General features: G+C 73.5%; 28 protein-coding genes and 1 pseudogene. 21 read left to right on the top strand and 8 right to left on the bottom strand.

From position 1 onward, the window contains the following. Positions 1-9: 9 nt before the first annotated feature. On the top strand, positions 10-444 hold the full coding sequence (locus OG617_RS14605; RefSeq protein WP_396676550.1) for a heat shock protein transcriptional repressor HspR: 435 nt from the start codon (positions 10-12) through the stop codon (positions 442-444). Positions 445-619: 175 nt separating this feature from the next. After that, a complete protein-coding gene (locus OG617_RS14610; protein WP_405102149.1) occupies positions 620-868 on the top strand; it encodes a hypothetical protein in 249 nt (82 codons plus the stop codon). A gap of 74 nt (positions 869-942) precedes the next feature. Here the strand turns inward: OG617_RS14610 and OG617_RS14615 are convergent, their stop codons facing one another. The 3 genes from OG617_RS14615 to OG617_RS14625 all read right to left on the bottom strand — a co-directional run bounded on the left by OG617_RS14615 (position 943) and on the right by OG617_RS14625 (position 3,268). Then, on the bottom strand, positions 943-1,374 hold the full coding sequence (locus tag OG617_RS14615; protein ID WP_405102151.1) for a hypothetical protein: 432 nt from the start codon (positions 1,372-1,374) through the stop codon (positions 943-945). 180 nt (positions 1,375-1,554) lie between these two features. Further along, positions 1,555-2,760: a cation:proton antiporter gene (locus tag OG617_RS14620; RefSeq protein ID WP_405102153.1), complete on the bottom strand. Its 1,206-nt coding sequence runs from the start codon at positions 2,758-2,760 to the stop codon at positions 1,555-1,557. Between the two features lie 7 nt (positions 2,761-2,767). Continuing rightward, complete coding sequence (locus tag OG617_RS14625) at positions 2,768-3,268, bottom strand: cation:proton antiporter regulatory subunit (protein WP_405102155.1); 501 nt, start codon at positions 3,266-3,268, stop codon at positions 2,768-2,770. Between the two features lie 65 nt (positions 3,269-3,333). Between OG617_RS14625 and OG617_RS14630 the strand changes: the two genes are divergently transcribed. Next, on the top strand, positions 3,334-4,389 hold the full coding sequence (locus OG617_RS14630) for a hypothetical protein (RefSeq protein ID WP_405102157.1): 1,056 nt from the start codon (positions 3,334-3,336) through the stop codon (positions 4,387-4,389). Between the two features lie 118 nt (positions 4,390-4,507). Here the strand turns inward: OG617_RS14630 and OG617_RS14635 are convergent, their stop codons facing one another. Continuing rightward, on the bottom strand, positions 4,508-4,738 hold the full coding sequence (locus tag OG617_RS14635; protein WP_405102159.1) for a winged helix-turn-helix domain-containing protein: 231 nt from the start codon (positions 4,736-4,738) through the stop codon (positions 4,508-4,510). A gap of 383 nt (positions 4,739-5,121) precedes the next feature. Between OG617_RS14635 and OG617_RS14640 the strand changes: the two genes are divergently transcribed. Both OG617_RS14640 and OG617_RS14645 read left to right on the top strand, forming a co-directional pair. Then, on the top strand, positions 5,122-5,490 hold the full coding sequence (locus tag OG617_RS14640; protein WP_405103708.1) for a DivIVA domain-containing protein: 369 nt from the start codon (positions 5,122-5,124) through the stop codon (positions 5,488-5,490). Continuing rightward, positions 5,487-5,738 carry a hypothetical protein gene (locus tag OG617_RS14645; protein ID WP_396676543.1) on the top strand — a complete coding sequence of 84 codons (252 nt, stop codon included), beginning with the start codon at positions 5,487-5,489 and terminating at the stop codon, positions 5,736-5,738. Before OG617_RS14640 ends, OG617_RS14645 begins: the two co-directional genes overlap by 4 nt. Positions 5,739-5,772: 34 nt before the next feature. Here OG617_RS14645 and OG617_RS14650 read toward each other — a convergent pair whose 3' ends face one another. Then, positions 5,773-6,909, bottom strand: a complete 1,137-nt coding sequence (locus tag OG617_RS14650) for an epoxide hydrolase family protein (RefSeq protein WP_405102162.1) — start codon at positions 6,907-6,909, stop codon at positions 5,773-5,775. 90 nt (positions 6,910-6,999) lie between these two features. On the opposite strand from OG617_RS14650, the gene OG617_RS14655 reads away from it, so the two are divergent. The 16 genes and pseudogenes from OG617_RS14655 (at position 7,000) to OG617_RS14730 (ending at position 21,140) form a co-directional block, all read left to right on the top strand. Then, positions 7,000-7,665, top strand: coding sequence for a TetR/AcrR family transcriptional regulator (locus OG617_RS14655; protein WP_405102164.1), 666 nt, complete (start codon positions 7,000-7,002; stop codon positions 7,663-7,665). A gap of 85 nt (positions 7,666-7,750) precedes the next feature. Continuing rightward, a complete protein-coding gene (gene clpB, locus OG617_RS14660; protein WP_405102166.1) occupies positions 7,751-10,339 on the top strand; it encodes an ATP-dependent chaperone ClpB in 2,589 nt (862 codons plus the stop codon). Between the two features lie 91 nt (positions 10,340-10,430). Next, a complete protein-coding gene (locus tag OG617_RS14665; protein WP_405102168.1) occupies positions 10,431-10,802 on the top strand; it encodes a hypothetical protein in 372 nt (123 codons plus the stop codon). A gap of 69 nt (positions 10,803-10,871) precedes the next feature. Then, complete coding sequence (locus tag OG617_RS14670; RefSeq protein ID WP_405102170.1) at positions 10,872-11,795, top strand: hypothetical protein; 924 nt, start codon at positions 10,872-10,874, stop codon at positions 11,793-11,795. Positions 11,796-11,879: 84 nt separating this feature from the next. Continuing rightward, the gene (locus OG617_RS14675; protein ID WP_405103710.1) at positions 11,880-12,512 is read left to right on the top strand and encodes a DUF4178 domain-containing protein; all 633 of its coding nucleotides are present in this window, start codon (positions 11,880-11,882) and stop codon (positions 12,510-12,512) included. Positions 12,513-12,515: 3 nt separating this feature from the next. Then, positions 12,516-13,079 (top strand): DUF2617 family protein, encoded by a 564-nt coding sequence (locus tag OG617_RS14680; RefSeq protein ID WP_405102172.1) that lies wholly within the window; start codon positions 12,516-12,518, stop codon positions 13,077-13,079. After that, on the top strand, positions 13,076-13,504 hold the full coding sequence (locus OG617_RS14685) for a DUF4247 domain-containing protein (RefSeq protein ID WP_405102174.1): 429 nt from the start codon (positions 13,076-13,078) through the stop codon (positions 13,502-13,504). The genes OG617_RS14680 and OG617_RS14685 overlap by 4 nt, the downstream gene beginning before the upstream one ends. 34 nt (positions 13,505-13,538) lie before the next feature. Continuing rightward, positions 13,539-13,961 carry a DUF350 domain-containing protein gene (locus tag OG617_RS14690; protein WP_396676537.1) on the top strand — a complete coding sequence of 141 codons (423 nt, stop codon included), beginning with the start codon at positions 13,539-13,541 and terminating at the stop codon, positions 13,959-13,961. After that, positions 13,961-14,743, top strand: coding sequence for a hypothetical protein (locus OG617_RS14695; RefSeq protein ID WP_405102176.1), 783 nt, complete (start codon positions 13,961-13,963; stop codon positions 14,741-14,743). Before OG617_RS14690 ends, OG617_RS14695 begins: the two co-directional genes overlap by 1 nt. Beyond that, the gene (locus OG617_RS14700; RefSeq protein ID WP_405102178.1) at positions 14,740-16,332 is read left to right on the top strand and encodes a polyamine aminopropyltransferase; all 1,593 of its coding nucleotides are present in this window, start codon (positions 14,740-14,742) and stop codon (positions 16,330-16,332) included. Before OG617_RS14695 ends, OG617_RS14700 begins: the two co-directional genes overlap by 4 nt. A 40-nt stretch (positions 16,333-16,372) precedes the next feature. Continuing rightward, positions 16,373-17,355, top strand: a pseudogene (locus OG617_RS14705) (hypothetical protein). 173 nt (positions 17,356-17,528) lie between these two features. Then, entirely contained in the window at positions 17,529-18,428 is a 900-nt protein-coding gene (locus tag OG617_RS14710) for a hypothetical protein (RefSeq protein WP_405102180.1), read from the top strand. 126 nt (positions 18,429-18,554) lie between these two features. Further along, complete coding sequence (locus OG617_RS14715; protein WP_405102182.1) at positions 18,555-19,178, top strand: hypothetical protein; 624 nt, start codon at positions 18,555-18,557, stop codon at positions 19,176-19,178. Between the two features lie 9 nt (positions 19,179-19,187). After that, positions 19,188-19,997, top strand: a complete 810-nt coding sequence (locus OG617_RS14720; RefSeq protein ID WP_405102184.1) for an SDR family NAD(P)-dependent oxidoreductase — start codon at positions 19,188-19,190, stop codon at positions 19,995-19,997. A 168-nt stretch (positions 19,998-20,165) separates the two neighbouring features. Continuing rightward, positions 20,166-20,705: an orotate phosphoribosyltransferase gene (pyrE, locus tag OG617_RS14725; RefSeq protein ID WP_161688851.1), complete on the top strand. Its 540-nt coding sequence runs from the start codon at positions 20,166-20,168 to the stop codon at positions 20,703-20,705. Positions 20,706-20,762: 57 nt separating this feature from the next. Further along, positions 20,763-21,140 carry a helix-turn-helix transcriptional regulator gene (locus tag OG617_RS14730; RefSeq protein WP_007454255.1) on the top strand — a complete coding sequence of 126 codons (378 nt, stop codon included), beginning with the start codon at positions 20,763-20,765 and terminating at the stop codon, positions 21,138-21,140. A 208-nt stretch (positions 21,141-21,348) separates the two neighbouring features. Here OG617_RS14730 and OG617_RS14735 read toward each other — a convergent pair whose 3' ends face one another. The 3 genes from OG617_RS14735 to OG617_RS14745 all read right to left on the bottom strand — a co-directional run bounded on the left by OG617_RS14735 (position 21,349) and on the right by OG617_RS14745 (position 26,400). Then, the gene (locus OG617_RS14735) at positions 21,349-22,281 is read right to left on the bottom strand and encodes a DedA family protein (protein ID WP_405102187.1); all 933 of its coding nucleotides are present in this window, start codon (positions 22,279-22,281) and stop codon (positions 21,349-21,351) included. Between the two features lie 97 nt (positions 22,282-22,378). Then, positions 22,379-24,901 (bottom strand): polynucleotide kinase-phosphatase, encoded by a 2,523-nt coding sequence (locus OG617_RS14740; protein WP_405102189.1) that lies wholly within the window; start codon positions 24,899-24,901, stop codon positions 22,379-22,381. Then, positions 24,898-26,400, bottom strand: a complete 1,503-nt coding sequence (locus OG617_RS14745) for a 3' terminal RNA ribose 2'-O-methyltransferase Hen1 (RefSeq protein WP_405102191.1) — start codon at positions 26,398-26,400, stop codon at positions 24,898-24,900. The genes OG617_RS14740 and OG617_RS14745 overlap by 4 nt, the downstream gene beginning before the upstream one ends. Between the last annotated feature and the right edge of the window lie 50 nt (positions 26,401-26,450).

The raw sequence follows: 26,450 nt of genomic DNA on the forward strand, positions 1-26,450 counted from the left end.
TGAGCGGGGATGGTGGGACAGTTCACCGGCTCGGATGACCCTGCCTACGAGGCCAAGGTCCTGATGATTTCGGTGGCGGCGCGGATGGCGGGGATGCATCCGCAGACACTGCGCCAGTACGACCGGCTCGGCCTGGTGCAGGCCGGCCGGGCGGCCGGCGGCGGGCGCCGCTACAGCGTCCGGGACGTGGTGCTGCTGCGCGAGGTGCAGCGGCTCAGTCAGGACGAGGGCGTCAACCTGGCCGGGGTCAAGCGGATCATCGGCTTGGAACGTCTGCTGGAGCAGGCGCAGCAGCGGATCGCCCGGCTGGAGGCGGAGCTCGACGCCGCGTACCGCCGGGTAGCCGAGCTGGAGTCGCTGGCCCGGTTTCCCGGCCGGGATCTGGTGCCCACCAACCGCACGTCCACCGCCCTGGTGGTCTGGCGCCCGCGCCGCGACCGCTGACCGCACCGCCGCACCCCCGCACAGCTCCACCGCTCCGGACCGCTCCACCGGCCCGGTCCGCTTCCCGGGTATCCCGGCGCGGACCGGGCCGTTCCGTTAACCTGTGAATCAGGCCCTATCAGCTCAATTCGGGCCATAGGCACCGCTGGAACCACCGCGCCGGCGAGGGGGGACCATGTCGGAACCGGTCAAGAAGGTGGCGCAGCAGGCGGAGTCGCGGCTCGACCGGATCGCGAAGTCCGCCCAGGAGCAGTTCAACAAGATCACCGAGGGTCGGTTCACCGACAGGATCAAGGAAGGTCGGTTCGCCGACCAGCTCGACCACGGCGTCGACCAGGGGCGGGCCGACGCGCGGCGCAATCAGGGGCGGGCCGACGCGCGGCGCGACCAGCAGCGCGAAAGGCGCGGCGGATCGGCCGCCTGACGGCCGGTGCGACGACGTGCGGGCCGGGTTCCACGGGGGAACCCGGCCCGTTCGCGTGTCAGGGACACATGCCGTCAGCCGATGCGGCGGTTCTCCCGGACCAGACCGCCCTCGCACCAGTCCCGGTAGGCGAACAGGTCCGGGCGGGCCAGCAACACCCGGCTGTTGTGCGCCCAGTTGTGCATCAGCTCGTCGCCGGCCCGTTCCGCCTGCTCGACCAGCTTGCGGAAGCGCCGCTTGGGATGGGCGCGGAAGTTCGTCCGGATGCCGTCGGCGGCGTAGATGTAGAGGCAGTGCAGCGCGAACCGGCGGGCCGGGCAGGCCGGATCCATCGCCAGCTCGAACAGCGTCTGCACGAGGTGGTCCCCGGCGACCAGCAGGTCCCAGTCCTGAGGCATCGAGGTCAGCGGCACGGAGTCCGGTTGGTAGGCCCACGCCCGCAGCTCCGCGGGGGAGGGGTCGACGGGGTTGGTGAAGCCGTGGAACGTCGACTCCTGCACGCTCACCGGCCAACCTTCCGCTCGCGTACGCGGGGGACCGCCCCCCGCGGACCCTGGCTGCTGGGGCGAACGGTAGCCCGGGCCGCCGACCAGCGGAAGGGCTCCGCGCACCAATTCGACAACCGATGGAACGGGCCGGGTCGACCGTACGGCCGACCCGGCCCGTTCCCGTGCCTGCGTCGCGGATCAGTCGGCGCTGGCCAGCGACTTCGCTCGCTGGCGGACGGCCCGCTGCCGCAGCCACACCTTGAACCAGGCGAAGTCCGGCAGCCGGGCCAGCATCGGCCCGGTCACCACGGTGATCAGCACGTACGCCGTGGCCAGCGCGGCCAGCTTCGGCTCCACGCTGCCGGCGGCGACGGCGAGCCCGGCGATGACGATGGAGAACTCGCCGCGGGGCACCAGGGCAAGTCCCGCCCGCCAGCGGCCGGGCTCGGCGATCCCGACCCGCCTGGCCGCCAGGTACCCGGTGATCGTCTTGGTGCCCATCGTCACCACGGCCAGCGCGAGCGCCGGCAGCAGCACGGGCGGGATGTCCCGTGGATCGGTGACCAGCCCGAAGAACACGAAGAAGACCGCGGCGAAGAGGTCCCGCAGTGGGGAGAGCATCTCGGTGGCGTGGTGGGCCACGGGGCCGGACAGCGCGATGCCGACGAGGAACGCGCCGACCGCCGCCGACACCTGGAGCTTCGCCGCGAGGCCGGCGATGAGCAGGGTCAGGCCGAGCACGCCGAGCAGCAGCGCCTCCGGGTCCTTCGCCGACAGGGCCGTGGAGATCAGGTGCCCGTACCGGATCGCCACCACGAGCACCAGCACCACGGTGCCGACCGCGACGCCGAGCGCGATGCCACCGCCGAGCAGGCCGCTGCCGGCCAGCACGGCGGTGAGTAGCGGCAGGTACAGGGCCATCGCCAGGTCCTCGATGACCAGCACCGAGAGGATCACCGGCGTCTCCCGGTTGCCGAGCCGGCCAAGGTCGGCCAACACCTTGGCGATCACCCCGGACGAGGAGACCCAGGTGATGCCGCCGAGCACGATGGCGGCCACCCAGTCCCAGCCGAGCAGGAAGGCGAAGGCCGCGCCGGGCAGCGCGTTGAGCACGCCGTCGATCAACCCGGCGGGCGCCGCCGAGCGCAGGTTGCCGACCAGTTCGCCGGCCGAGTACTCCAGGCCGAGCATGACCAGTAGCAGGATCACGCCGATCTCGGCGCCGACGGCGAAGAACTCCTCGCTGGCGGCCAGCGGAAGCACGCCGCCGTGCCCGAAGACGAGCCCGGCGAGCAGGTAGAGGGGAATGGGTGAGAGGCCGATCCGCCGGCCGAGCCGCCCCAGCAGCCCAAGCAGGAAGAGCAGCGCACCGACCTCGATGAGCAGCGTTGTGGTCTCGTGCATCCGCGCCTCAGCCGTCCGGATCGTTGTCGGCGAGGATGGCTGTCACGCCGTCGAGACCCTTGCGGGTTCCGACCACGACGACCACGTCGCCGGCCTCGAAGCGGAAGGCCGGGTCCGGCGAGACGATCACCTCGCCGTGGCGCAGCACCGCCACGATGGAGGCGCTGGTCCGGGTGCGAGCCTTGGTGTCGCCGAGCCGCCTGTTGACGTACTTCGAGCCGGCCGGGATGGCGACCTGCTCGGTGAGTAGACCGGCGGCCTGCTCGCGGAGCCCGGAGAGTTGACCGAGCATCAGCGACGCGCCGAGGATGTCCGCCAGCGCCTCCGCCTCGTCGTCGGTCAGGGGTATGTCGGCCTGGCAGGAATCGGGGTCGTCCGGGTCGTACAGGACGAGGTCTCGGCGGCCATTGCGGTGGGAAACCACGCCGAGCCGCCGGCCGGATTCCGTCACCAGGTCGTGACGCATTCCGATTCCGGGGAGGGCAGTCTGTTCGACACGTACTCGCACGCGGGCAAGGCTACCGGCTGAGGGGAAGATCGATGAATGGTCGGTTCCTCCGATGGGCGGTCGCTGTGCTGCTCGTACCACTGGTGACGGCCTGTTCGATCGGCCCTGTCCGTCGCCCACCCCCGGACCGGACGGCCCCTTCGCCCGATCCGGCGACCACCGCGCCGGCGTCGTCGCCCACGGCCTCCGACGTCGAGATACGCCACGTCCGGGTCGCCGTGGGCCGGCGGTACGACCCGCCGTACGTCGAGTTCGTCACCGCCGAGCGCGGGTACGCCCAGTTCAGCGGCTGCAGCGGCCAGCGCTGCCCGGCGCTGCTCTACTCCACCACCGACGGCGGGCGCACCTGGCGGCGGCTCCGGCACCCGCACCCGGTCTCCGAGAACCCGCAGCTCTACGTCGCCCCGGGCGCGCTGGCGATCTCCGTCGGGTCCCGCGACTGGTACACCTCCACCGACGGCGGCCTCACCTTCGCGCACGCCATCGGGGAGCGGGGCCCCGCCGCCTGGCAGGCCGCCCAGGGCCGGTTCCAGCTCGACGAGGCCACCGGCCGGGCGGTTCGCTGGCAGGGGCAGCGGATGACACCCCTGCCCGCCCAGCCGCCGGTGCCCAACCTGCGCGGCCTCGTCGAGACCCGTGGCCTGCTGGTGGCGGCCGGCGTCGACGGCGGGAGGCCGTACGCCGCGGTTTCCCCCGACGGCGGGCGGAGCTGGCAGCGGACGGCGGTGCCGGCCCTCGACGGCGAGGTCGGGATACTGCGCCCGGTGGCCGGGCCGGACGGCGAGGCGCGGCTGATCGGCTGGCCGCCGGACCGGACGAGATTTCCCGCCCTCTGGCGCTACCTGGGCCGGTGGTTGCCCGTGCCCGCCGAGGGGCATCCGGCGCGGGCGCTCTCGGTGGTGCCCCTGACCACCGGCCGGTTCGCCGTCAGCGGCCCGGACGGCGTGGGCGTGGTCGCCGACGGCCGGTACGACCGGCTCGACTGGCCGCTCGGCCCCGAGCACTACCTGACCCTGCTGGACGACGGCACGGTGCTGGGCCGCGCCTCCGACGAGGTGCTGCTGGCCTCGGGGCCGGTCGGCAGCCGTCAATGGGTGCGGGTGGTGCTGGAACCCACCTGAGCGGCCGGCCCGTGCGGATGGCGGCTGCCACGCCGATCGGGCGGTACGGCCGGGGTGGTGCTGTTCCGCCGCCTATGGAGCTGAATCGTTTGTGCTGTCAACCGCTGCGGACCGTGGTTCAGGTGGCCGGAGGGCGAGGGCTGACGTAGGTGCCCTTGCCCTGGTGTCCTTCGATCAGCCCTTCGGCCTGGAGGATGAGCAGGGCGGAGCGCACCGGCTCGGCGGAGACTCCGTAGTGGGCGATCAACTCGCGCAGCGATGGCAGCTTGTCGCCCGGGCTGTACTCACCTGAGGCGATCTTGTCTCGGATGTCCTGGGCGATGCGCTGACGGTCGGGAACTCGGGGCATGGCGGCAACTCCTGGTAGGCCCCAAGATCCTCCCATGGCACCGCCCGGTCAGCCAAGACTTTGCGTGCTAAGCATGGCGACCCTTGCCCTACAATGCTTTGCATTGTATGTTGCCGAGGCGGACGTTCTTCAGCGGAAAGCCTGGTAGGCAGCCGGCCCCGGCGTTGACGTCCGCCCCGCTGGCATAGCCGGGCCTCCCCCTGGTCCGGGTCGTGTCAGCCCTGTGGGTGGTCCGGCTCAAGTGCCGGATCGCCCCCTGGGTGGTCCTGCTCTCCTGCGGCTTGGCGGCTGTGGAGGGCAGGGCCGGGCGGTCGGTCGGCCGTGTCGACCGACCGCCCCTTCCGGCATCGCACACCGAGTCGTCGAGGAAAGGACAGCCTGTGGTGCGTGCACTTCTGCGATCCCTGCTCAGCCGCCGGCACGCCGGGCCATACTCGGCAGCCCACCGGCCCGTCGGTGCTGCCCGGCCCGTCGGGCACGGTCCGCGCAACCGGCCGCCGGCCGGCGCGTACCGCTCGTACCTTCCCCTGCGGCCCTGGCAGGTGCGGAGCCGGACCTTCACGCCGCGCCGGCGCGGCGCGGACCCGGTGGAGGTCGCCGAGTTCCTCGACCGGGTCGCCGCCGACCTGGCCGCCGCCTACGCGGCGCTGGCGCGCAGCCGCGAGGAGGTCGCCCGGATCAAGGCGGCGCTGCGGGAGTGGCAGTCCCGCCAGGCACCCGCCGCGCGTGACCTGGCCCGGCGGCGTCCGTGAGCCGCCGGTACGTCATCCACCTGCCGGTGACGGCGGCCGACCTGGCCCGCGCCAAGATCCTGGCCCGGACCGCCGTCCGCTCGCTGGCCATCGTCGCCCCCGTCGATCCCGGCGAGACCACCGTCTCGACCGAGGACAACCAGGGGGTACGCCACCGCGTGTTCTGCGACCGCCGGCTCGATGGTGGGCGGCGGTGCGTGCTGCGGGCCGAACACGAGACGCCCTGCGCGGCGCGTGTGCCCCGCTGACTGCGGCCCCCACAGGAGTCCCCGGCCGGGGTGGTCAGCGGAGGGCGGCGAAGAACTGGCGGATGTCGCCGACCAGCACGTCGGTCGCCTCGTGGGCGGGGTAGTGGCCGCCGACATCGCCCCGGTCGCCCGGGCCGGCGTCGAAGGAGTGCCAGCTGACGATGTTGGCGTGGTCCCGGTCGGCGAAGCGGCGGATCGACTGGAAGTCTCCGGGGAACATCGCCAGCCCGGTCGGCACCGTGGTCGGCCCGGCGGGCTGCTCGGTGGCGTGCGCGTCCTCCCAGTAGAAGCGCATGGCCGAGGCGGCGGTGCCGGTGAACCAGTAGATCGCCACGTTGGCCAGGACGAAGTCGGCGTCCAGGCTGGTGTCGAAGAGTTGGGCGTTCCAGGCCAGCAGCCCGACCGGCGAGTCGGCCACGGCGAAGGCCAGGGTCTGCGGCTGCTGGCTGTGCACCTGGTTGAAGGAGAACTTGTTCTCGTAGAACCACTGGAGGTGCTTGAGCGCCGCCTGGTCGGCCTCGGACAGCCCCGCGAACTCGGCCGGGTCGCCGGACGGGAACGAGAAGAGCTGGGTGACGTGCACCCCGACGACGTGTTCGGGGTCGAACCGGCCGACCTCGGGCGAGACGAGCGAGCCGCCGTCGTTGCCGACCGCGCCGTAGCGGTCGTACCCGAGGCGGTTCATCAACTCGGCCCAGGCGCGGGCCGTGCGGTAGCGGTTCCAGCCGGCGCCGCAGGTGGGGCCGGAGAAGCCGAAGCCCGGCAGCGACGGGATCACCAGGTGGAACGCCGGGGCCTGTGGGTCGGCGGGCTCGGTGAGCGGGGCGATCACGTCCAGGTACTCCAGCACGGAGCCGGGCCAGCCGTGGGTGAGCACCAGCGGGGTGGAGTCGGCCCGGGACGACCGGACGTGCAGGAAGTGGATGTCCTCGCCGTCGATCTCGGTGACGAACTGCGGGTGGGCGTTGAGCCGCGCCTCCACGGCCCGCCAGTCGAACCCGTCCCGCCAGCGCTCGGCCAGGGCGCGGACCCGGGCGGTGGTCATGCCGTACTCGCCGGTGGTGCCCGGCAGCTCGTGCGGCCAGACGGTCCGGCTCAGGCGGTCGGCCAGGTCGTCCAGCGCGGCCTGCGGGACCTCGACGCGGTACGGGCGGACGGTGGTGTCGGTCACGGCGACTCCTTCGGAACGGAATGCTTCGCTCTGTTTCAGTTGAGACTCTATCAGAGCGGAACGATCCGTTCCGCTGGTACCCTGAGTGTCATGCCGAACTCCCCCCACGCCGGCCCCGCCGCCCCCACCCCGCCGCTCGCCGGGCGGCGGGCCCAGGCCGCCCGCAACGACGCCGTGATCCTGGAGGCCGCCCGCGCCGTGTTCCTCGACGACCCGAAGGCCCCGATCGCCGCCGTCGCCGACCGCGCCGGCGTCGGCATCAGCGCCCTCTACCGGCGGTACGCGAGCAAGGAGGACCTGCTCCGCAGGCTCTGCCACGACGGGCTACGCCGGTACGTCGCCGAGGTCGAGGTGGCGGTCGCCGACCCGGACGGCTGGCGGGGCCTCGTCGGCTTCCTGGAGCGGGTGGTCGACGCCGACGTGCACTCGCTGACCGTGCACCTGGCCGGCACCTTCGCGCCGACCCCGGAGATGGGGCAGGACGCGGCGCGGTCCGGCGAGTTGACCGCCGCGCTGGTCGAACGGGCCCAGGCCGCCGGGCGGCTGCGTGCCGATGTGGTGGTGCAGGACGTCGGGCTGCTGCTGGAGGGGTGCGCCGCGATCCGCGTACCCGATCCGGAGCGCACCCGGCAGTTGCGCCGGCGTCACCTCGCGGTGCTGCTGGCCGGTCTCTCGGCGGCCGGCGGCGGCCCCGAGCTGCCCGGGCCGCCGCCGGCCGCCGGGGAGCTCGACTGGCGCTGGAAGCAGCGCAAGTGACCCAGTTCACATCCCCAGGGTTGAGCGGAATAGGCTCAACTCTGGTTGTGTCCTTCCTAGTGGACACGCCGATCCGGGGGAGCCCATGAACACGGAACGTCTCACCACCAAGAGCCGCGAAACCATCACCGGTGCCGTCGCGTTGGCGAACCAGCGCGGCCACGCCACCGTGGAGCCCTGGCACCTGCTGCTGTCACTGCTGGACACCGAGGGGTCGACCGCCGCAGGCCTGCTGCGCGCCGCCGGGGCCGACCCCGCCGAGCTGCGCCGGGCCGCCCAGCGCGCGGTCGACGGCCTGCCGGCAGCCCGGGGCTCCAGCCTCGCCGAGCCCACCCTGGCCCGCGAGTTCGTCAACGCCATCGGTGCCGCCGAGCAGATCGCCCGGCCGCTGGGCGACGAGTACACCTCGACCGAGCACCTGCTCGCCGGCCTGGCCCGGGTGGGCGGCGCGGTCGCCGGCGCGCTGAAGAACGCCGGCGCGACCGAGGAGAACCTGGTCGCAGCCTTCCCGACCGTCCGGGGCGGGGACCGCCGGGTCACCACCGCCGACCCGGAGCAGACCTACCAGGCCCTGACCAAGTACGGCGTCGACCTGACCGCCAGCGCGCGGGACGGCAAGATCGACCCGGTGATCGGCCGGGACTCCGAGATCCGCCGGGTGATCCAGGTGCTGTCCCGGCGTACCAAGAACAACCCGGTCCTGATCGGCGAGCCCGGCGTCGGCAAGACGGCGATCGTCGAGGGGCTGGCCCAGCGGATCGTGGCCGGCGACGTGCCCGAGTCGCTGCGGGGCAAGAAGCTGGTCTCGCTCGACCTCGGCGCGATGGTGGCCGGCGCACAGTACCGGGGGCAGTTCGAGGAGCGGCTGAAGTCCGTGCTGGAGGAGATCAAGAACTCCAACGGCCAGGTCATCACCTTCCTCGACGAGCTGCACACCGTCGTCGGCGCCGGCAAGGGCGAGGGCTCGATGGACGCCGGAAACATGCTCAAGCCGATGCTGGCGCGCGGCGAGCTGCGGATGGTCGGCGCGACCACCCTCGACGAGTACCGCGAGCACATCGAGAAGGACCCGGCCCTGGAGCGCCGCTTCCAGCCGGTGCTGGTCGGCGAGCCGACCATCGAGGACACCATCGGCATCCTGCGCGGCCTCAAGGAGCGCTACGAGGTGCACCACGGCGTACGGATCACCGACGCCGCCCTGGTCGCCGCCGCATCCCTGTCCGACCGGTACATCACCGAACGGTTCCTGCCGGACAAGGCCATCGACCTGGTCGACGAGTCCGCGTCCCGGTTGCGGATGGAGATCGACTCCCGGCCCGTCGAGGTGGACGAGATCGAGCGGGCGGTGCGCCGGCTGGAGATCGAGGAGATGGCGCTGGCCAAGGAGCCGGACGCCGCCTCCGCGGAGCGGCTGGAGCGGCTGCGCAAGGAGCTGGCCGACAAGCGCGAGCAGCTCACCGCGCTGTCCGAGCGCTGGCAGTTGGAGAAGGGCCACATCACCCGGCTCTCCACGGCCAAGGAGGAGCTGGAGCGGCTCGGCGGCGAGGCCGAGCGGGCCGAGCGCGACGGCGAGCTGGAGCGGGCCGCCGAGCTGCGCTACGGCCGGATTCCCGCGCTCAACGCCGACCTGGCGAAGGCCGAGGAGGAGCTGGCCCGGCTCCAGGCCGAGGGCGCGATGCTCAAGGAGGAGGTCGGCGCGGACGACATCGCCGCAGTGGTCGCCTCCTGGACCGGCATCCCCGCCGGCCGGCTGCTGGAGGGCGAGGCCGCCAAGCTGCTCCGGATGGAGGAGTCGCTGGGCTCGCGGGTGGTCGGCCAGTCCGAGGCCGTCGCCGCCGTCTCCGACGCGGTCCGCCGGGCCCGGGCCGGCGTCGCCGACCCGGACCGTCCGACCGGCAGCTTCCTGTTCCTCGGCCCGACCGGCGTCGGCAAGACCGAGCTGGCCAAGGCGCTCGCGGAGTTCCTCTTCGACGACGAGCGGGCCATGGTCCGCATCGACATGAGCGAGTACGGCGAGAAGCACTCCGTCGCCCGCCTCGTCGGCGCCCCGCCCGGGTACGTCGGCTACGAGGAGGGCGGCCAGCTCACCGAGGCGGTGCGCCGCCGGCCGTACTCGGTGATCCTGCTGGACGAGGTGGAGAAAGCCCACCCCGACGTGTTCGACGTGCTGCTCCAGGTGCTCGACGACGGTCGGCTCACCGACGGCCAGGGCCGCACGGTGGACTTCCGCAACGCGATCCTGGTCCTCACCTCCAACCTCGGGTCGTCGGTGATCGGCGACCTGATGCTGGCCGAGGAGCAGCGCCGGGAGGGCGTCCTCGCGGTGGTCCGGTCGCACTTCAAGCCGGAGTTCCTCAACCGGCTCGACGACATCGTGGTCTTCGCCGCGCTGCACGGGGACGATCTGCGGGCGATCGTGGACATCCAGCTTGAGCGGATGCGTCGGCGGCTGGCCGACCGCCGGCTCGGCCTGGAGACCACCGAGGCGGCCCGCGGCTGGCTCGCCGAGCACGGGTACGACCCGATCTACGGGGCCCGTCCGCTACGCCGGCTGGTGCAGTCCGCCATCGGCGACCAACTCGCCAGGGCGCTGCTCTCCGGCACGGTCCGCGACGGCGACACGGTGCGGGTCGACCTGGCCGACGGCAGGGACGGCCTGACCGTCACCGCCTGACGCCGCCGCCCAGGTGTCGAAAGGGGCCCCCTGTGCAACGTTTCGGCGTTGACAGGGGGCCTTCCCGCTCGATCGGGGTATGGAGGTGGGCATGTTCGGACGCGGAAACAAGGAGCTCGACGCGGCGGTGCGGGAGCTGGCCGAGGCTGACACCCTCGCGTTCGGCGGGGTGGGCTTCGCCGGCACGCTGCTGCCGGTGACCGAGGCGTACCGGGAGGTCGAACGGCAGCTCGACGCGCACCCGGAGCAGGCCCGGCAGAAGGTCGACCGGCTGCTGGAACACGGCTCGCCGGCCGGCCGGGCGTACGCGGCGACGCTGCTCGGCCGGGTCGATCCGGCGGGCGCGCGGGCGGCGTGGGAGTCACTGCGCGACGAGCCGGCCGAGTTCACCACCTTCGGCGGCTGCGTCATGGGCCGAACCACGCTCGGCGAGTACGCCGCCGGCCAGCTCGCCGAGGGTTGATCGACCAGCCGGGCCGACGCTGACCGATCGGGGCTGCCACCCACCGGCCGCCGGCCGTACGGTCCTGCCATGACCGCACCCGTGGCCGCCCCGGTCCGTCCGCCCCGACCGACCTCGGTCACCGTCGCCTGCTGGCTCCAGGTCGCCACCGTGCTGATCCTGCTCGGACTGGTCGCCCTGGTGGTGTACGAGGCGGTGCGCTTCGACGGCGAGATCAGCCGGGCGGCCAGGCTGGTGCCGGACGCGGACCCCGGCGAGGTGCGCGGCGAGCGGGACAGCAACGTCTTCGGCACCCTCTTCCTGGGCATTTCCGTCCTGCTGCTCGCCGGCTGGCTCGCCGGCACCGCGCTGCCGCTGCTGCGGGGGCGCAACCTCGCGCGCATCCTGGTCTTCGTCTCCGGCGGTGGGCAACTGCTGCTCTGTCTCGGCCAGGCGTGCTCCGGCGCGCTGCTGCTCCCGCTCATCCTCGTGCTCGGGTTCTCCGAGGGGATGGACCCCGAGGGGGAACCGTTCCCCGAGGAGGACCTCTGGCAGGAGTCGAGGTTCCTGGAGACCCTGTACGGCCGGCAGGAGTCACACGACGCGGTGATCTTCCCGATCGCCGGGATCAGCGTGCTGACCGTGCTGCTGCTCACCGCGACCGTGGTGCTGCTGCTCTCCCTGCCGCCCGCGAACCGGTACTTCCGCCCCCGGGCGCAGCCGCCGGCCGGCCCGGTGCCGTACGTCGGCTGGCCCACCGCCCCGCTCCCGCCGGTCGCGCCGGCAGGCGCCTGGGTGCCGGCCGGGTACCCGGTCCCGCCGGGGTACCTGATCTGCCCCGACCCGGCCTTGCACCTCGCCCACCCTCCGACGTCTCCCGGCCCGGCCCTGCCCCTTGCCCACCCTCCGGCATCGCCCGGCCAGGCCGGTCCGGCGTCAGTGCCGCCGCCCGGTTCGGCCCCCGCGCCGGCCGGGCCACCGGCCACCGATCCGCCCGCAGCGCCAGGTAGCTGAGCCCCTACTCAGCGATCGCGAGGTTCCCCCCGCGTGCGCAGGGTTGTTACCGTCTCCGCCGACGCAACTGGGGAGGCGATCGGATTGAACGGATCGGTGGCGTATCTGGTGACGGCGGCAGGCTGCCTCATCGGGGTGGCCGGGATCGTCGTCGCCGTGGTGGCGATTTGGCGGACCCGGACGAAGCCGCGCCGGCACCCGGGCCCGACCGACCCGTTCCGCGACCGGGACGCCGACGCGCTGCGGGGCGACCCGCGCCGGCTGAGCCCCGGCGACATCGTCGAGATCCGCGGAACGTCGTACGCGGTGCGCGGCTCGGTGCTGCTCAAGGAGGGCACCTGGACCTGGTCGGAGCACCTGCTCGACGACGCCGGCGGCGGCCAGCTCTGGCTCTCCGTCGAGGAGGACCCGGACCTGGAGCTGGTGCTCTGGATGACCGACCCGGCGCTCACCCTCACCCCGGGCGCGCCGACCGTCGACCTCGACGGCAGCCGGTACACCAGCAACGAGTCCGGGCACGCGCTCTTCACCGGCACCGGGACCACCGGCCTCGACCCGTCCGGCGCCATGCGCTACCACGACTACCGGGGCCCGGGTGCCCTCCGGCTCTCCTTCGAGGCGTACGGCAACGCCGCGTGGGAGGTGGCCCGGGGCGAGGTGCTGCACCGCTCCGACGTGATGATCTACCCGCAGGCCGGCCCCGGAAAGGTGGGCTGACCCGTGCTGGTCACCCTCGACACCCCGTACGTCGACACCAGCGCCGCCGACCTCAGCCTCGCCCTCGGCGACGCGGAGCGCCCCGCGCTGCACGTGCTCGACCTCGACCTGCCCGCCGGCGTCCGGCTGCGGCTGCGCCTGCTCGGCGCCTCCCACCAGGTGGTGCTCCGCGCGGCGGGCGTCGAGCTGACCGAGACCGTGGCCTGCCTGCCCGGCAGCCCGCCCGAGCTGCCCGCCACGAGGCTGGACGAGGCGAACGGCTACCGATTCACCGCCACGGTGCTGCGGCCGGCGGGAACGGAGCTGAGCGACCGGGTCGCCGCGCTCCGCGCCGAGCTGGCCGGCGACCCGTACGCCCTGGTCGGGGTCTTCCCGGGCGACGCGGACGCGGTGACCGCCCTCGCGGTCCGGTCGGATCCGCCGGACGGGACGGTCGCCTGGCGCACCTGGCACGCGTACCCCCAGACCAACGAGCTGGTCCTGACCGAGACGGTGGTGGCAACTGTGAGCGCGAGGAGTGAGCCGGGTTTGCGAGCCCCGCAGTCGCGAACGGAGATGGCCCTGTGAAGACGTACCGACCCTGGTTCGTGGTGGGAGCGGCGGTCGCCGTGGTCGGCGTGCTGGTGGCCGCCTTCGCGATCTTCTACGGCAACTTCTCCCCGCGCGGCTACGTGGAGGACAGGTACACCCGGGCGGCGAGCCGGGACATCGGCGGGAACGCCGTCGCGTACACCTCGTCGAAGTCGCCCAGCCAGGTCGCCGACGAGGTGACCGACGCGTGGAAGCCGGCCGACCAGTACATCGACGGCAGCGGCGTCTACCTGCGCTACGACGACGAATCGGTGGTGATCCTGCCGATCGCCGCCGGCTCGGTGATCCTGCTCGAACGCATGACGACCGCCTACCCCCGCTACCACTCGACCGTCGGGTCGCACTGGGGCTGGGGACGCGGCAGCACCGTCCGGGGCGGCGGCCCCGGCACCGGCAAGTAGCCCGACGACCGACCCCCTCACCCTGGAGCCCCCTGTGCAGAACCTCGTCATCGATCTGCTGGTCACCCTCGCCTACGGTGTGGTCGGCGTCGTCCTGATGGGCATCGGCTACGGGCTGGTCGACGTGGCCACCCCCGGCAAGCTCCACGAGCTGATCTGGACCGAGCGCAACCGCAACGCCGCGCTGCTGCTCTCCTCCAACCTGCTCGGCGTCGGCACCATCGTGGTCGCCGCGATCGTGGCCAGCGAGGACGACTTCTTCATCGGCCTGGTCGGCGCGGCGGCGTACGGGATCGTCGGCCTGGTCATCATGGCCGCCGCGTTCCTGCTGCTCGACGCGGTGACCCCGGGCCGGCTCGGCGAGCTGCTCGTCGACCCGGAGCCGCACCCCGCCGTGTGGGTGTCGGCCGTGGTGCACCTCGCCACCGGCGCGATCATCGCCGCCGCGATCAGCTGATGGCCTCCGCAGTTCACCGGGGCGGCGGCCGGCGGGGCAAGCCGACGGCGAAGGCGTCGTCCTCGGCCGCCGCCGGCTGGATCGTCGGCCTGGTCACCGTCGTCGTGGTCGGTGGCTGCATCGGCGTCGGCGTCCTCAACGGGGACTCCGGCGGCACCACCGTCCCCGCCCCGGCGGCCGACGAGCGCGCCGACACCGTGCCGATCCTCGTCCAGGCCGCCACCAGCCAGGGCATCTGCTACGGCTGGCGGCTGGAGAGCTACTACGGCTCCGTGGTCAGCGTCGGCTCCAACCTCGGCGACGGGGTGGCCGTGGCCGACAACCCGGCCTGCCCGCGCTGGGTCGAGGTGACCGCCGAGGTCAGGTACACCTCGGAGAGCAGCGAGAGCAGCGACTCGGCGACCGTCGACGTGACCGGCTCGACCGACATCGACCTCTACGACCTGTACGCCGTGGAGAACGGCCTGCAACGGTTCGGGCTGGACGACGACGCCTTCGTCGACGACCCCGGCTGGGCGGTCTGCCGGGCGGCCGTGGCGCTGCCCCTGCTGGTCGCCGAGGCCGGCGTGGCCGAGCCCGCCGCCACCCCGGCCGCCGCGCCGGGCTCCCCGGTGTCGCCGCTGCCGGCCGCCGGCAGCGACTTCTGGCGGGACCGGTGGGGCTGGCTGTTCGCCACCGCCGGGCTGCTGCTGGTCACCGCGCTGCTGTTCACCGTCGGGTTCGTGCAGCGCAGCCGGCAGCGCACCCAGGCGCCCGCCGGGCGTACCCGGGGGAAGGTGTGACCACCGAGGCGCCGGCGGCGGCAGACGGCGGCCCCGCCGCCCGGCCACGCTGGCGGCTGTCCCGCGCGGCGGTGCTGGTCGCGGTCTTCGTCTGCGCCGCCTGCGGCCTGGTGTACGAGCTGGCCCTCGTCGCGCTCGGCAGCTACCTGATCGGCGACACCGTCGGCCAGGCGTCGATCGTGCTCGGCGTGATGGTCTTCGCGATGGGCGTCGGCGCGCTCGCCGCCAAGCCGTTGCAGCCCCGGGCCGCCGCCGCGTTCGCGTTGGTCGAGCTGGCCCTGGCCCTGCTCGGCGGGCTGTCGGTGCTCGGCCTGTACGCCGCCTTCGCCTGGCTGGACCTGTACGGCCCGGCGCTGGTCGGCACCGCGTTCGTGCTCGGCCTGCTGATCGGCGCGGAGATCCCGCTGCTGATGGTCATGCTGCAACGCATCCGGGAACAGTCCGCCGGCAGCGCGGTGGCCGACCTGTTCGCCGCCGACTACGTCGGCGCGCTGCTCGGCGGGCTCGCCTTCCCGTTCCTGCTGATGCCCGTCTTCGGCCAGCTCAAGGGTGCCCTGGTGGTCGGCGCGGTGAACGCGGTGGCCGGCGTCGCGCTGGTCTGCACGGTGTTCCGCGCGGAGCTGAGCCGTCGGGCGCGGATCGCGGTCGGCGCCGGCTCCGTCGTGGTCGCCCTCTGCCTCGGGTACGCGTGGATCACCGCCCACGACTTCGAGTTGACCGCCCGGCAGCAGCTCTACCGGGACCCGGTGGTGCACGCCGAACGCAGCCGGTACCAGGAGATCGTGCTCACCCGCTCGATGCGGGAGGTCGGCCACGCCGACACCGACCTGCGGCTGTTCCTCAACGGCGACCTCCAGTTCAGCTCGATCGACGAGTACCGCTACCACGAGGCGCTGGTGCACCCTGCGCTGAACGGCCCCCGCGGCGAGGTGCTGGTGCTCGGCGCCGGGGACGGGCTCGCGGTCCGGGAGATCCTGCGCTACCCCGACGTGCGCCGGGTGACCGTGGTCGACCTCGACCCGGCCGTGGTGGCGCTCGCCCGCAGCGAGCCGCAGCTACGCCGGCTCAACGGCGACGCGTTCGCCGACCCCCGGGTGCGGGTGGTCAACGTCGACGCGTTCGGCTGGCTGCGCGCCGCCACCGAGCGGTTCGACGTGGTGGTCGCCGACCTGCCCGACCCGGACGAGACGGCCACCGCCAAGCTCTACACCGTCGAGTTCTACGAGCTGATCCGGTTGGTGCTCGCCGAGGGCGGGCGGCTGGTCGTGCAGTCCGGCTCGCCGTACTTCGCGCCCCGGTCGTACTGGTCGATCGAGGCGTCGGTGCGGGAGGCCGGCTTCGCCACCTCCCCGTACCACGTGGACGTGCCGAGCTTCGGCGACTGGGGATTCGTGCTCGCCGCGCCGGGGGTCACCCCGCCGGGGCTGGGGCTGTCGCCCGACGCGTCGGGGCTGCGCTTCCTCACCGCCGGGACGCTGGCGTCGGCCGCGAACTTCCCCGCCGACCGGGGCCGGATCGACGTCCCCGCCTCCACCCTGCTTCGGCCCCGCGTGCTGGAGTACGCCCGCGCCGAGTGGCGCGGCTACTAGGGTCGGGGCCATGGTGCGCGGACCGTCGCGTCGCCGGTGGATGCCGCCCCGGGCGGAGGCTGCTGCGGCGTACCTCCAGGCGTTCGTCCTGTCCGGGGTGGCCTCGGTGCTGCTCACCCGGGCGTACCTCCAGGCCACCAACTACCCGCAGCTCGGCGGCGGCGGCCTGCACATCGCGCACGTGCTCTGGGGCGGCCTGCTGATGGCCGCCGGCCTGGCGGCGGCGCTGGTCTTCCTCGGCGGCGCGGCCCGGATGACCGGGGCGATCCTCGGCGGCCTCGGCTTCGGCCTGTTCATCGACGAGGTCGGCAAGTTCGTCACGGTCGAGACCGACTACTTCTACGCGCCCGCCGCCGGCATCATCTACGGCGTCTTCGCCCTGCTCGTGGTCATCACCCAGGCGGTACGCGGGCGCACCCGGCTGATCCCCGCCGAGCGGACCGCGAACGCCCTGGACGCCGTGGTCGGCGGGTCGATCGGCGGGCTCACGGAGCGGCGGCGTTCGGAGGTGCTGCGGCTGGCCCGGGGCTCCGGCGCGCAGACCGAGGCCGGGGTGGCCCGGCTGCTCGACGCGGTGCCCCGCCGGGAGCCCCCGCCGCCCCGGTTCTGGCAGCCCTGGCTGGACCGGGCCCGCCGGTTCGTCACCGGGCTGACCGCCCAGCGCTGGCTGGTCAGCCTGGTGGTGATCTACCTGGTGGCGGAGCCGGCCCTGACGCTGATCGGCGTGCTGCTGGACGGGGTGACCGGCGAGCTGGACCAGGAGCGGGAGTGGGGGGCGTGCTCGCTGTCTCGGCGTCCGCGCTGGTCACCGCCGTGCTCAGCGTCACGGCGGCGGTCCGGCTGCGCTGGGACCGGGCCGACGCGTTCCGGCTGTTCAAGCTGGCGATCCTGGTCGACCTGCTGTTCGGGCAGATCTTCAACTTCACGGTCAATCAGTTCGGCGCGGTCACCGCGCTGGGCGCCGACCTGTTCCTGCTCGCCGTGGTGACCGCCGAGCACCGCCGGCTGTCCCGGGTCGGCTGACCCGGTCCACGCCGCCGCCCGGCCGCCGCATCCTCCACGACGGCCCGGCCACGATGCCCGGTCGGCTGACGGCGTCGCGCCCGACCGACCGCCGCGCCCGACCGACCCCGCCTGTCGTGCCAGCCTGGCCTGCACTCGATACGGTTGTGGCCGCGACTTAGGAAGGGAGCACCGTGGTCGACCCCCACAGCCCACCGCCGGCCCGGACACGTCCGGCCGTCGTCACCGTTTCCAGCTACCTGCTGATTCTCTTTGCCGCGATCCAGGTGATCCAGCTGATCCTGACGCTGACCACCATCGGCAAGACCCGCGACGTGCTGCGGGACGCCTACTCCGACACCTCCGTCAGCGGCGCGGAGTCCCTGGCCGACTTGACCTTCGCGTTCGGCATCGGCGCGGGCATCCTGACGCTGCTCCTCGCGGTCGGGCTGGTGGTACTGGCCCTGTTGAACAACCGGGGCCGCAACGGCGCCCGGATCACCACCTGGGTGCTCGGCGGCATCCTGGCCTGTTGCACCGGCGGCGGCCTGATCAGCGGGCTGGCCGGCGGCCTGACCGCCAGCGGCCAGACCTCGGGCGACATGCCGAGCGCCGAGGAGATCCAGCGCCGGCTGGAGGAGGCGCTGCCTTCGTGGCTGACCCCGGTCACCACCCTGCTCAACGTCATCGCGCTGCTGGCCCTGCTGGCCGCGCTGATCCTGCTGGCCCTGCCCAGGGCGAACGACTTCTTCCGCAAGCCGCAGCAGGGCTGGGAGCCGCCGGTCCCGGGCGCCGCCTACCCGGCGTACCCGCAGGCCCCCGGCTACCCGCAGGCCCCGGGTTACCCACAAACCCCGGGCTATCCGCAGGCCCCGGGTTACCCGCAGGCCCCGGGCTATCCGCAGGCCCCCGGTTACCCGCAGGGTCCCGGACAGCCCGGACAGCCGCCGGCGTCCGGCCCGTCGTCGGCCCCGCCGACCGGTGGGGCCGCGGACCCGGGGTACCCGCCCCAGCCCGGGCAGCCGCCCGCCGGGGGCGGCGACCAGCCCGGTGGCGGCTCGCCGTCGGGCCCGAACCCGCCCGCGTCGAGCTGACCGGCCGGCGCCGCCGACACACCGACCGATCCACGAAGAGCGTCGGCGCGGTGCGCCGCGCATAACGGCGACACCGACGATCCCTCCGAGTAGGTTCCAACCGGACGCCTACCGGAGGGATCTGTCGTGTCGTACCCCGAACGGGCACCGGCCCGTCGCCCCGCAGCGGTGGGGCTGGCGGCGGCTGTGCTGCTGCTGATGGCCGTCGGCGCCGTGGCCGCCGCAGTCGCCGGCCTGCTCGTCCTCGGCGGCACCGTCGACCGGTTCCGGGCGGCGGCGGCCGGAACGGCGGCCGGCCCCGAGGAGATCGACGGCCTGGTCACCCTGCTGCGGGCCGGGACCGTGGCCCCGGCGGCGGTGACCGTGCTGGTCGGCGTCGTGCTCGTCGGCCTGGCCCTCGGGCTGCTCGCCGGCCGCGCCGGGGCTCGGGCGGCGACCTGGGTGGTCTCCGGGCTGGGCTTGGTCTTCGGCTGCTGCGGGCTGGCGACGCTGGTCGGCCAGCGGGCCGCGCCGTTGCGACTGTCCGGTCCCGACCGGACCACCGCCGAACTGCTCGGCCTGGTCGGCGACGCGTATCCGTCCTGGTGGATTCCGGTCAACGCGGCCCTTTCGGTCGGCCAGGCACTCGGTTACCTTGTGGTAGCCGCGTTGCTGGCCCTGCCGGCCGCCAACGCCTGGTTCCGTCGGCGTGTCCCCGCGCCGGCCCCGGTCGGGCCCCCGCCGGCCATGCCCCCGTACCCGCCCCGCTGAGGACCGTCCGTGACGTCAGAGCAGGTTCCGGCCGAGCGCCGCGCGCTGGTGACCGGCGCGACCGCCGGCATCGGCGCGGAGTTCGCCCGCCGGCTGACCGCCGACGGCTGGGCCCTCGTGCTGGTGGCGCGCGACGCCGCCCGGCTGGCCGAGGTGGCTGCCGAGCTGACCGGCCGGCACGGCCACCCGGTCGAGGTCGTCGCGGCGGACCTGTCCACCGACGACGGTTGCGCGGCCGTGGAGCGCCGGCTGGCCGAGGGCAGCCCCGTCGAGCTGCTAATCAACAACGCCGGGATCAGCCTCAACCAGCCCTTCCTGCGTTCCTCGACAGAGGACGAAGCCCGCCTGCTGCGGCTGAACGTGCACGCGGTGCTGCGGCTGACCCTCGCCGCGATCGGCCCGATGACCCGCCGGGGCCATGGGGCAGTGATAAATGTCTCTTCGGTCGCGGGCTTCGGGCCGGTCATGCCCGGCTCGACGTACCCGGCGAGCAAGGCGTGGGTCACCGCGTTCAGCGAGTCCGTCGACCTGACCACCGCCGGCTCCGGGGTGCGCGTGATGGCCCTTTGCCCTGGCTACACCCGCACCGGCGCGCACGAGCGGATCGGCATCGACATGTCCGGCACCCCCCGGTTCATGTGGCTCGAGACCGCCCAGGTGGTCGACGAAGCCCTTCGTGACCTGCGGAAAGGCCGCTCCGTGAGCGTGCCGTCGCTGCGCTACAAGCTCGCGGTGGCCGGGGTGCGGCACGCGCCCCGGAGTCTGCTGCGCCGGTTCGCCCGGGACACCCGCGGTCGCGGCGACCGCAGCCCCGGCTGACCTGCGGCGCAGCCCCGCCCGGCGGGCCCCTGCGGTGGCCGCCGTGGTCGGACCCGGCTTGGTGATCGCACAGAGTAGCCGAACATCGCCATCCATCGGTCGCCCGCAGGGCTGATCAGGGTGGACCCCGCACACGGCTCCCAGACTTGCGCAGTACCCTCTATCGGCATGGGGGACCACGACGACCTGCGCAAATTCATCAACGACCTAGCCGTGGTCCACGGACGGGTGGTGCTCTCCTCGGGCCAGGAGGCGGACTGGTACGTCGATCTGCGACGTGTCACGCTCCATCACCGGGCCGCACCGCTGGTTGGTCGGGTGCTCCTCGACCTGACCTCCGACTGGGAGTACGACGCCGTCGGCGGCCTGACCCTGGGCGCCGACCCCGTCGCCCTCGCAATGCTGCACGCCGCATCGACGATCGACCGGTCGATCGATGCTTTCGTCGTTCGTAAAGCGGGTAAGGCCCATGGTCTGCAACGCCGCATCGAAGGACCGGACGTGGCCGGACGGCGGGTGTTGGCGGTCGAGGACACGTCAACCACCGGTGGCAGCGTGCTGACCGCGGTTGAAGCGTTGCGCGAGGCTGGGGCCGAAGTAGTGGGTGTGGCGGTTATTGTTGATCGTGGCGCCGGCGACGCGGTGCGAGCCGCCGGACTGCCGTATCGGGCGGCCTATACGTTGGCTGACCTCGGCCTTGTGGCCTAAAAGTTTGCCGATTCGGATCTGCGGATATGCAGGCGGATCGATGCTGCTGGTGGAAGGATGGAATACGTGGGAACTGCGTTGGCTGAAATGACCATGCCTCAGATCTCGCCGCTTGCCGGCGAGCCGATCGAACGTGCCGACGCCGAGCGGCTCGCGGGGGTCCTCAAGGCCCTCGCGGACCCCGCCCGGCTGCGGCTGCTCAGCCTGATCCAATCGGCGCCCGAGGGCGAGGCGTGCGTGTGCGATCTGACCGCACCGCTCGGCCTCTCCCAGCCGACGGTCAGTCACCACCTGCGTATCCTCACCGAGGCCGGCTTGCTGGAGCGGGAGAAGCGCGGTGTCTGGGCGTACTACCGGCTGGTGCCGTCCGCGATCGCGACGATCGCGGATCTGCTCACCCCGCCGCGCAAGCGGGCCACCAAGAAGGCTCGCTGACGACGAGGTTCTGTTCCGGGCCGTCCCGCCTCGGGTCGGCATCGGGTGGCGTGCCAGGGGTGGCGCCACCACCGGACGGTGACGCGTGGCCGCGTCACCGGCAGTTGCCTCGTTGATCCGTCCGCCGTCGATTCGTCACGGCCTCGACCGATGGCCGGTCCCGCAACGCGGGGCCGGCCATCGGCGTACGCCGTAGCGGTGCGTGCCGTCAGCGGCCCTCGCCCTGCTCCGGCCACCGCCCGCCACCGTGAGGCGGCTGCTGCTGCGGGTGCTGAGGCTCCTGCTGCCCGTACTGGGGGTACTGCTGCTGCGGTGCCTGCTGCCCGTTCGGCTGCTGCGGCGACCGGTCGTGGGTGTGGTGGTGAAGGTGGTGCTCGACGGTGTCCCGGACGGCGTCCACCGCGCCGACGGCGCTGGCCGCCGCAACCACGGTCAGCACCTCGCCGCGCTTGCGGGCCCGCCGGTCGCGGAGGAACTCGAAGAAGATCGGCAGCACCGAGATCACGATGATCAGCGCGACGACGGGCAGGATGTAGCGGTCGATCTTGTCGCCGATCGCGTTGTAGATCTGTTCGGCGAGCAGGTACCCGATCAGCAGGATGCCGTCCACCCAGAGGACCGCGCCGACGATGTTCCAGAGCAGGAACTGCCTGGCCGGCATGCCGAGCGTCCCGGCCACCGGGTTGAGGAACGTGCGGACGATCGGGATGAACCGGGCCAGCACCACGGCCTTGGCCGGGCCGAACTTCTGGAAGTAGTACTCCGCCTTCTCCACGTACTCCCGCTTGAACAGCCGGGAGTTGGGGCGCTCGAACATCCGCCGGCCGTACCGCGCGCCGAGCCAGTGCCCGAGCTGGGCGCCGACGATCGCGCAGATCGGCCCGCCGATCAGCAGCCCGACCAGGGAGAGCCGGGTGCCGTCGCCGAAGATCGCGTCCGCCACCGGCGACGCGGCGACGCCGGCCAGGAACAGCAGCGAGTCACCCGGGAAGAAGAAGCCGACGAGCAGGCCCGTCTCGGCGAAGAGGATCACCCAGACGCCGATCAGCCCGAAGGTCTGGAGCAGGTCCTTCGGGTCGAGCGGATTCAGGGCGACGGTCTCGACGACCGTCCGTGCCTTCTCTGCTGTGTCCACGGCCACACAGGGTACCGAACCCCGGTTCCACTCCTGCCCAGCACCGCCCCGATCCACTCGGGGCGGTGCCGGGCCGCGCCCTCGGTCGGCCCTTCGACCGCTGTCACAGGCGGGGGTCGACCGGCTCGGACTCGCAGGCCAGGACGGCGAAGACCAGCTCGTGGCGGCGCCAGAGCGGGGCGTCCGCCGCCAGCGCGTCCAGGGCGGCGAGCCCGAGGGCGTGCTCCCGCAGGGCAAGCCCCCGCTTGCGGCCCAGCGACCGTCGGCGCAGTGCGGCGAGCTGCTCCGGCCCGGTGTATCCGGGGCCGTAGATGATCCGCAGGTACTCCCGGCCCCGGCACTTGATCCCCGGCTGGAGCAGCGACCCCCGCGAGGACCGGGCGGCCGGCCCGGCGTACGGCTTGACCACCATGCCCTCCCCGCCGCCGGCGGTCAGCGCCAGCCACCAGCCGGTGGCGTCGGCCTCGGCCGAGGCGTCGGCCAAGTCGACGACCCGCCGCCGGGTGGGGGTGAACAGCCCCGGGTCGGCGGCGCACAGCCGGTCGACCAGGTCGAGGTGCCAGCCGTGGTCCCGGTCGGCGTGGCTTGCCCCGGCGGAGGCGAGCACCACGAACGGGGCGAGGGTCACCCCGCGCAGCCCGTCGGTCGGCGCCACGTACGCCCGGTACGCCGCCGAGTACGCCGCGACCTCCACGGACCGGGCGGCCATCCGCTCCCGCAGCTCCCCGACGGGCAGGCCCCGGCCGGCAGCCGCGTCCAGAGTGGCCAGCACCGCCGGCAGGGCGGCCCGGCCGGCGGCGCCCACGCTCGCGTACTGCTCGCGGATCAGCCCGCCCGCCTTCGCCGACCAGGGCAGCAGCTCGCAGTCCAGCAGCAGCCAGTCGGTGCCCAGCTCCGCCCACAGCCCCGCCGTAGTCACCGCCGCCCGGACCCGGTCCAGCAGCTCGCCGTCCAGCGGCGGGCCGAAGAACGGCCGGCCGGTGCGGGTGTGCACCACGCCGCCGCCCGGCCCGAACGGGCCGCCCTCCGGGTCGCGGCAGACCAGCACCACGGCCCGCGAGCCCATGTGCTTCTCCTCGCAGACCACCCGGTCGACGCCGGCCGACCGGTAGTCGGCGAACGCCTGCGCCGGGTGCTCCAGGAATCCCTCGACCGTCGACGTCGAACACGGCGCCATCGTCGGCGGCAGCCAGGTCAGCCAGCGCGGGTCGACCGCGAACCGGCTCATCACCTCCAGCGCGGCGGCGGCGTTCTCCGCCGGCACGGTCAGCGTCCCGTACGGGTGCTCGACGTGCCGGCGGCCGGCGACGTCGCGCAGGTCCAGCACCGCGTCCGGGCGGGCCGGGGCCGGCGCGACCAGCGGCCGGGCCGGGGCGTACCACTCCTTCACGGCGCCGACGGAGACCAGCTCCCGCTCCGGGTACCGCAGCGCGGTCAGCTTCCCGCCGAAGACGCAGCCGGTGTCGACGCAGATCGTGTTGTTCACCCATTCCGGTTCGGGGGTGGGCGTGTGCCCGTACACGACCATGGCCGAGCCCCGGTAGTCGCGCGCCCACGGGTAGCGCACCGGCAGGCCGTACTCGTCGATCTCGCCGGTGGTCTCCCCGTACAGCGCGAACGCGCGGACCCGGCCCGACGCGCGGCCGTGGTACTCCTCCTTCAGCCCGGCGTGCGCGACCACCAGCCGGCCGCCGTCCAGCACGAAGTGACTGACCAGGCCGTCGATGAAGGCCGCCGTCTCGGCCACGAAGCTGTCCGGCTCCGCCTCCAGCTGGGCCATCGTCTCCGGCAGGCCGTGGGTGAGCCGCACGTCCGCGCCGCGCAGCTTGCGCAGCAGCTTCTGCTCGTGGTTGCCCGGCACGCAGATCGCGTGCCCGGCCGCCACCATGCCCATCACCAGGCGGAGCACCCCCGGGGAGTCTGGGCCGCGGTCCACCAGGTCACCCACGAAGACGGCGGTACGACCGGCCGGGTGCGCCGCGTCCACCGGGCGGCCCGTGTCGTCGCGGCGCAGGCCGTAGCCCAGCCGGAGCAGCAGCGCCTCCAACTCCTCGCGGCAGCCGTGCACGTCGCCGACGATGTCGAACGGCCCGGTCAGGTCCCGCCGGTCGTTGAACAGCTTCTCGTACCGGACCTCCGCCGCGTCGATCTCCTCGACGCCGCGCAGCACATGCACCTTGCGGAAGCCCTCCCGGGCCAGCTTCCCGTACGACCGGCGCAGGTCCCGCTGCATCCGGGCCAGCACGGGCCGGCCGAAGGTGCGGTCCGTGCGGGCCTGCGTCCGCTCCCAGGCCAGCGCCTCCGGCACGTCCAGCACGATCGCCACCGGCAGCACGTCGTGCTCCCGGGCCACCCGGACCAGCCCGGCGCGGGCGTGCGGCTGGAGGTTGGTGGCGTCCACGACGGTGAGCCGGCCACGCCGCAGCCGGATCCCGGCGACGTGGTGCAGCGCGTCGAACGCGTCCGCCGACGCCGACTGGTCGTTCTCGTCGTCGGCGACCAGCGCCCGGAACGCGTCGGAGGAGAGCACCTGGCTCGGGGCGAAGTGTCGCCGGGCGAAGGTGGACTTGCCGGAACCGGAGACGCCGACCAGCGCCACCAGGGCCAACTCGGGGATGTCGATCATCGGCCCGCCTCCTTCGGTGCGGTCGGTTGCGTCGTGGCATTCGTCTGCGTTGCGACATTCGGTTGCGTCGTGGCATTCGTCGGCGTCGTGGTGAACACGGCGAGCTGGGTGGGGGCGCCGACCTCGGGGTCGTCGTCGCCGATCCCGCCGATCGTCGCGGTGTAGCCGTGCGTGGCGGTGACCCGGTCGACCCAGGCGGCGAACTCCGCGCGGGTCCACTCGAAGCGGTGGTCCGGGTGCCGGAACCGCCCCGCGCCCAGCCCCTCGTAGCGGACGTTGTGCTCGGCGTTCGGCGTGGTCACCACGACCGTGGCGGGCCGGGCGTGACCGAACACGGCGTCCTCCAGCGCCGGCAGGCGGGGCAGGTCGACGTGCTCGACGACCTCCATGAGCACCGCCACGTCGTACCCGCGCAGCCGGTCGTCCCGGTAGGTCAGGGCGGACTGCCACAGCCGGATCCGGTCCCGCTGCCGCTCCGGCAGCCGGTCCAGCCGCAGCCGGCGTTCGGCCAGCGCCAGCGCCTGAGTGGACACGTCGGTGCCGACGATCTCGGTGTACCGGCGGTCGCCCACCAGGGCGGACAGCAGCGCCCCGCCACCGCAGCCGAGATCCACCACCCGGGTCGCCCCGCTGGCCGCGAGGGCGGCGAGCACGGCCTCCCGGCGGCGCACCGCCAGCGACGGCCGGCGCGCAGCCTCCCCGCCGTCGGACTCGGCCACGCTGTCGGCGGGCGGCTCCTCGGCCAGCCGCTGCTCGGCGAGGCGGGCCATGGCCTCCCCGGCCAGGGCACGACGGTGGGCCAGGTAGCGGCGGGTGATGGTGGACCGCTCCGGGTGGCCGGCCAGCCAGCCGGCGCCCGCCCGGAGCAGCTTGTCGATCTCGTCCGGCGCCACCCAGTAGTGCTTCGCGTCGTCGAGCACCGGCAGCAGCACGTACAGGTGGTTCAGCGCGTCGGCGAGCCGCAGCGTGCCGGTCAGCGTCAGGTCGACGTACCGGCTGTCGCCCCACTCCGGGTACGTCTCGTCGAGCGGGATCGGGTCGGCCGCCACCGCCCAGCCCAGCGGCGCGAACATCCGGGCGGCCAGGTCGGCGCCGCCCCGGCAGCGCAGCACGGGCACCCGGACCTCCAGCGGGATCTCGGCGGCGGCCAGCTCCGGCCGGTCCCGGGACTCGCCGCGCAGGGCGGACCGGAACACCCTGGCCAGCGCCGACGCGAGCAGGCTCGACGCGGCGTACGGCCGGTCGTTGACGTACTGGCCGAGGGTGAAACCGTCCGGGGCGGCCGGCTGGCCCCGGCCGCGACCCCGGCCGCCGGCCAGCCGCAGCGGGTCGACGTCGACCAGCAGGGCCATGGTGCAGCGACCCTCGTCGGCCTCGGGGAAGACCACGTGCGCGGTGCCGACGGGCAGCTCGAAGGAGTGCACCCGGTCGGGGTGCTTGACCAGCAGGTACCCGAGGTCGGTCGCCGGCCGGTGGGTGGTGGTCAGGGTGAGCAGCACGCGCCCATGGTGTCAGGGGCATCGATCTTGCGTCGTCCCGTTTTCGGCCC

The sequence above is a fragment of the Micromonospora sp. NBC_01412 genome (genome assembly GCF_045040215.1).
In the GTDB taxonomy this organism is placed as follows: domain Bacteria; phylum Actinomycetota; class Actinomycetes; order Mycobacteriales; family Micromonosporaceae; genus Micromonospora; species Micromonospora rubida.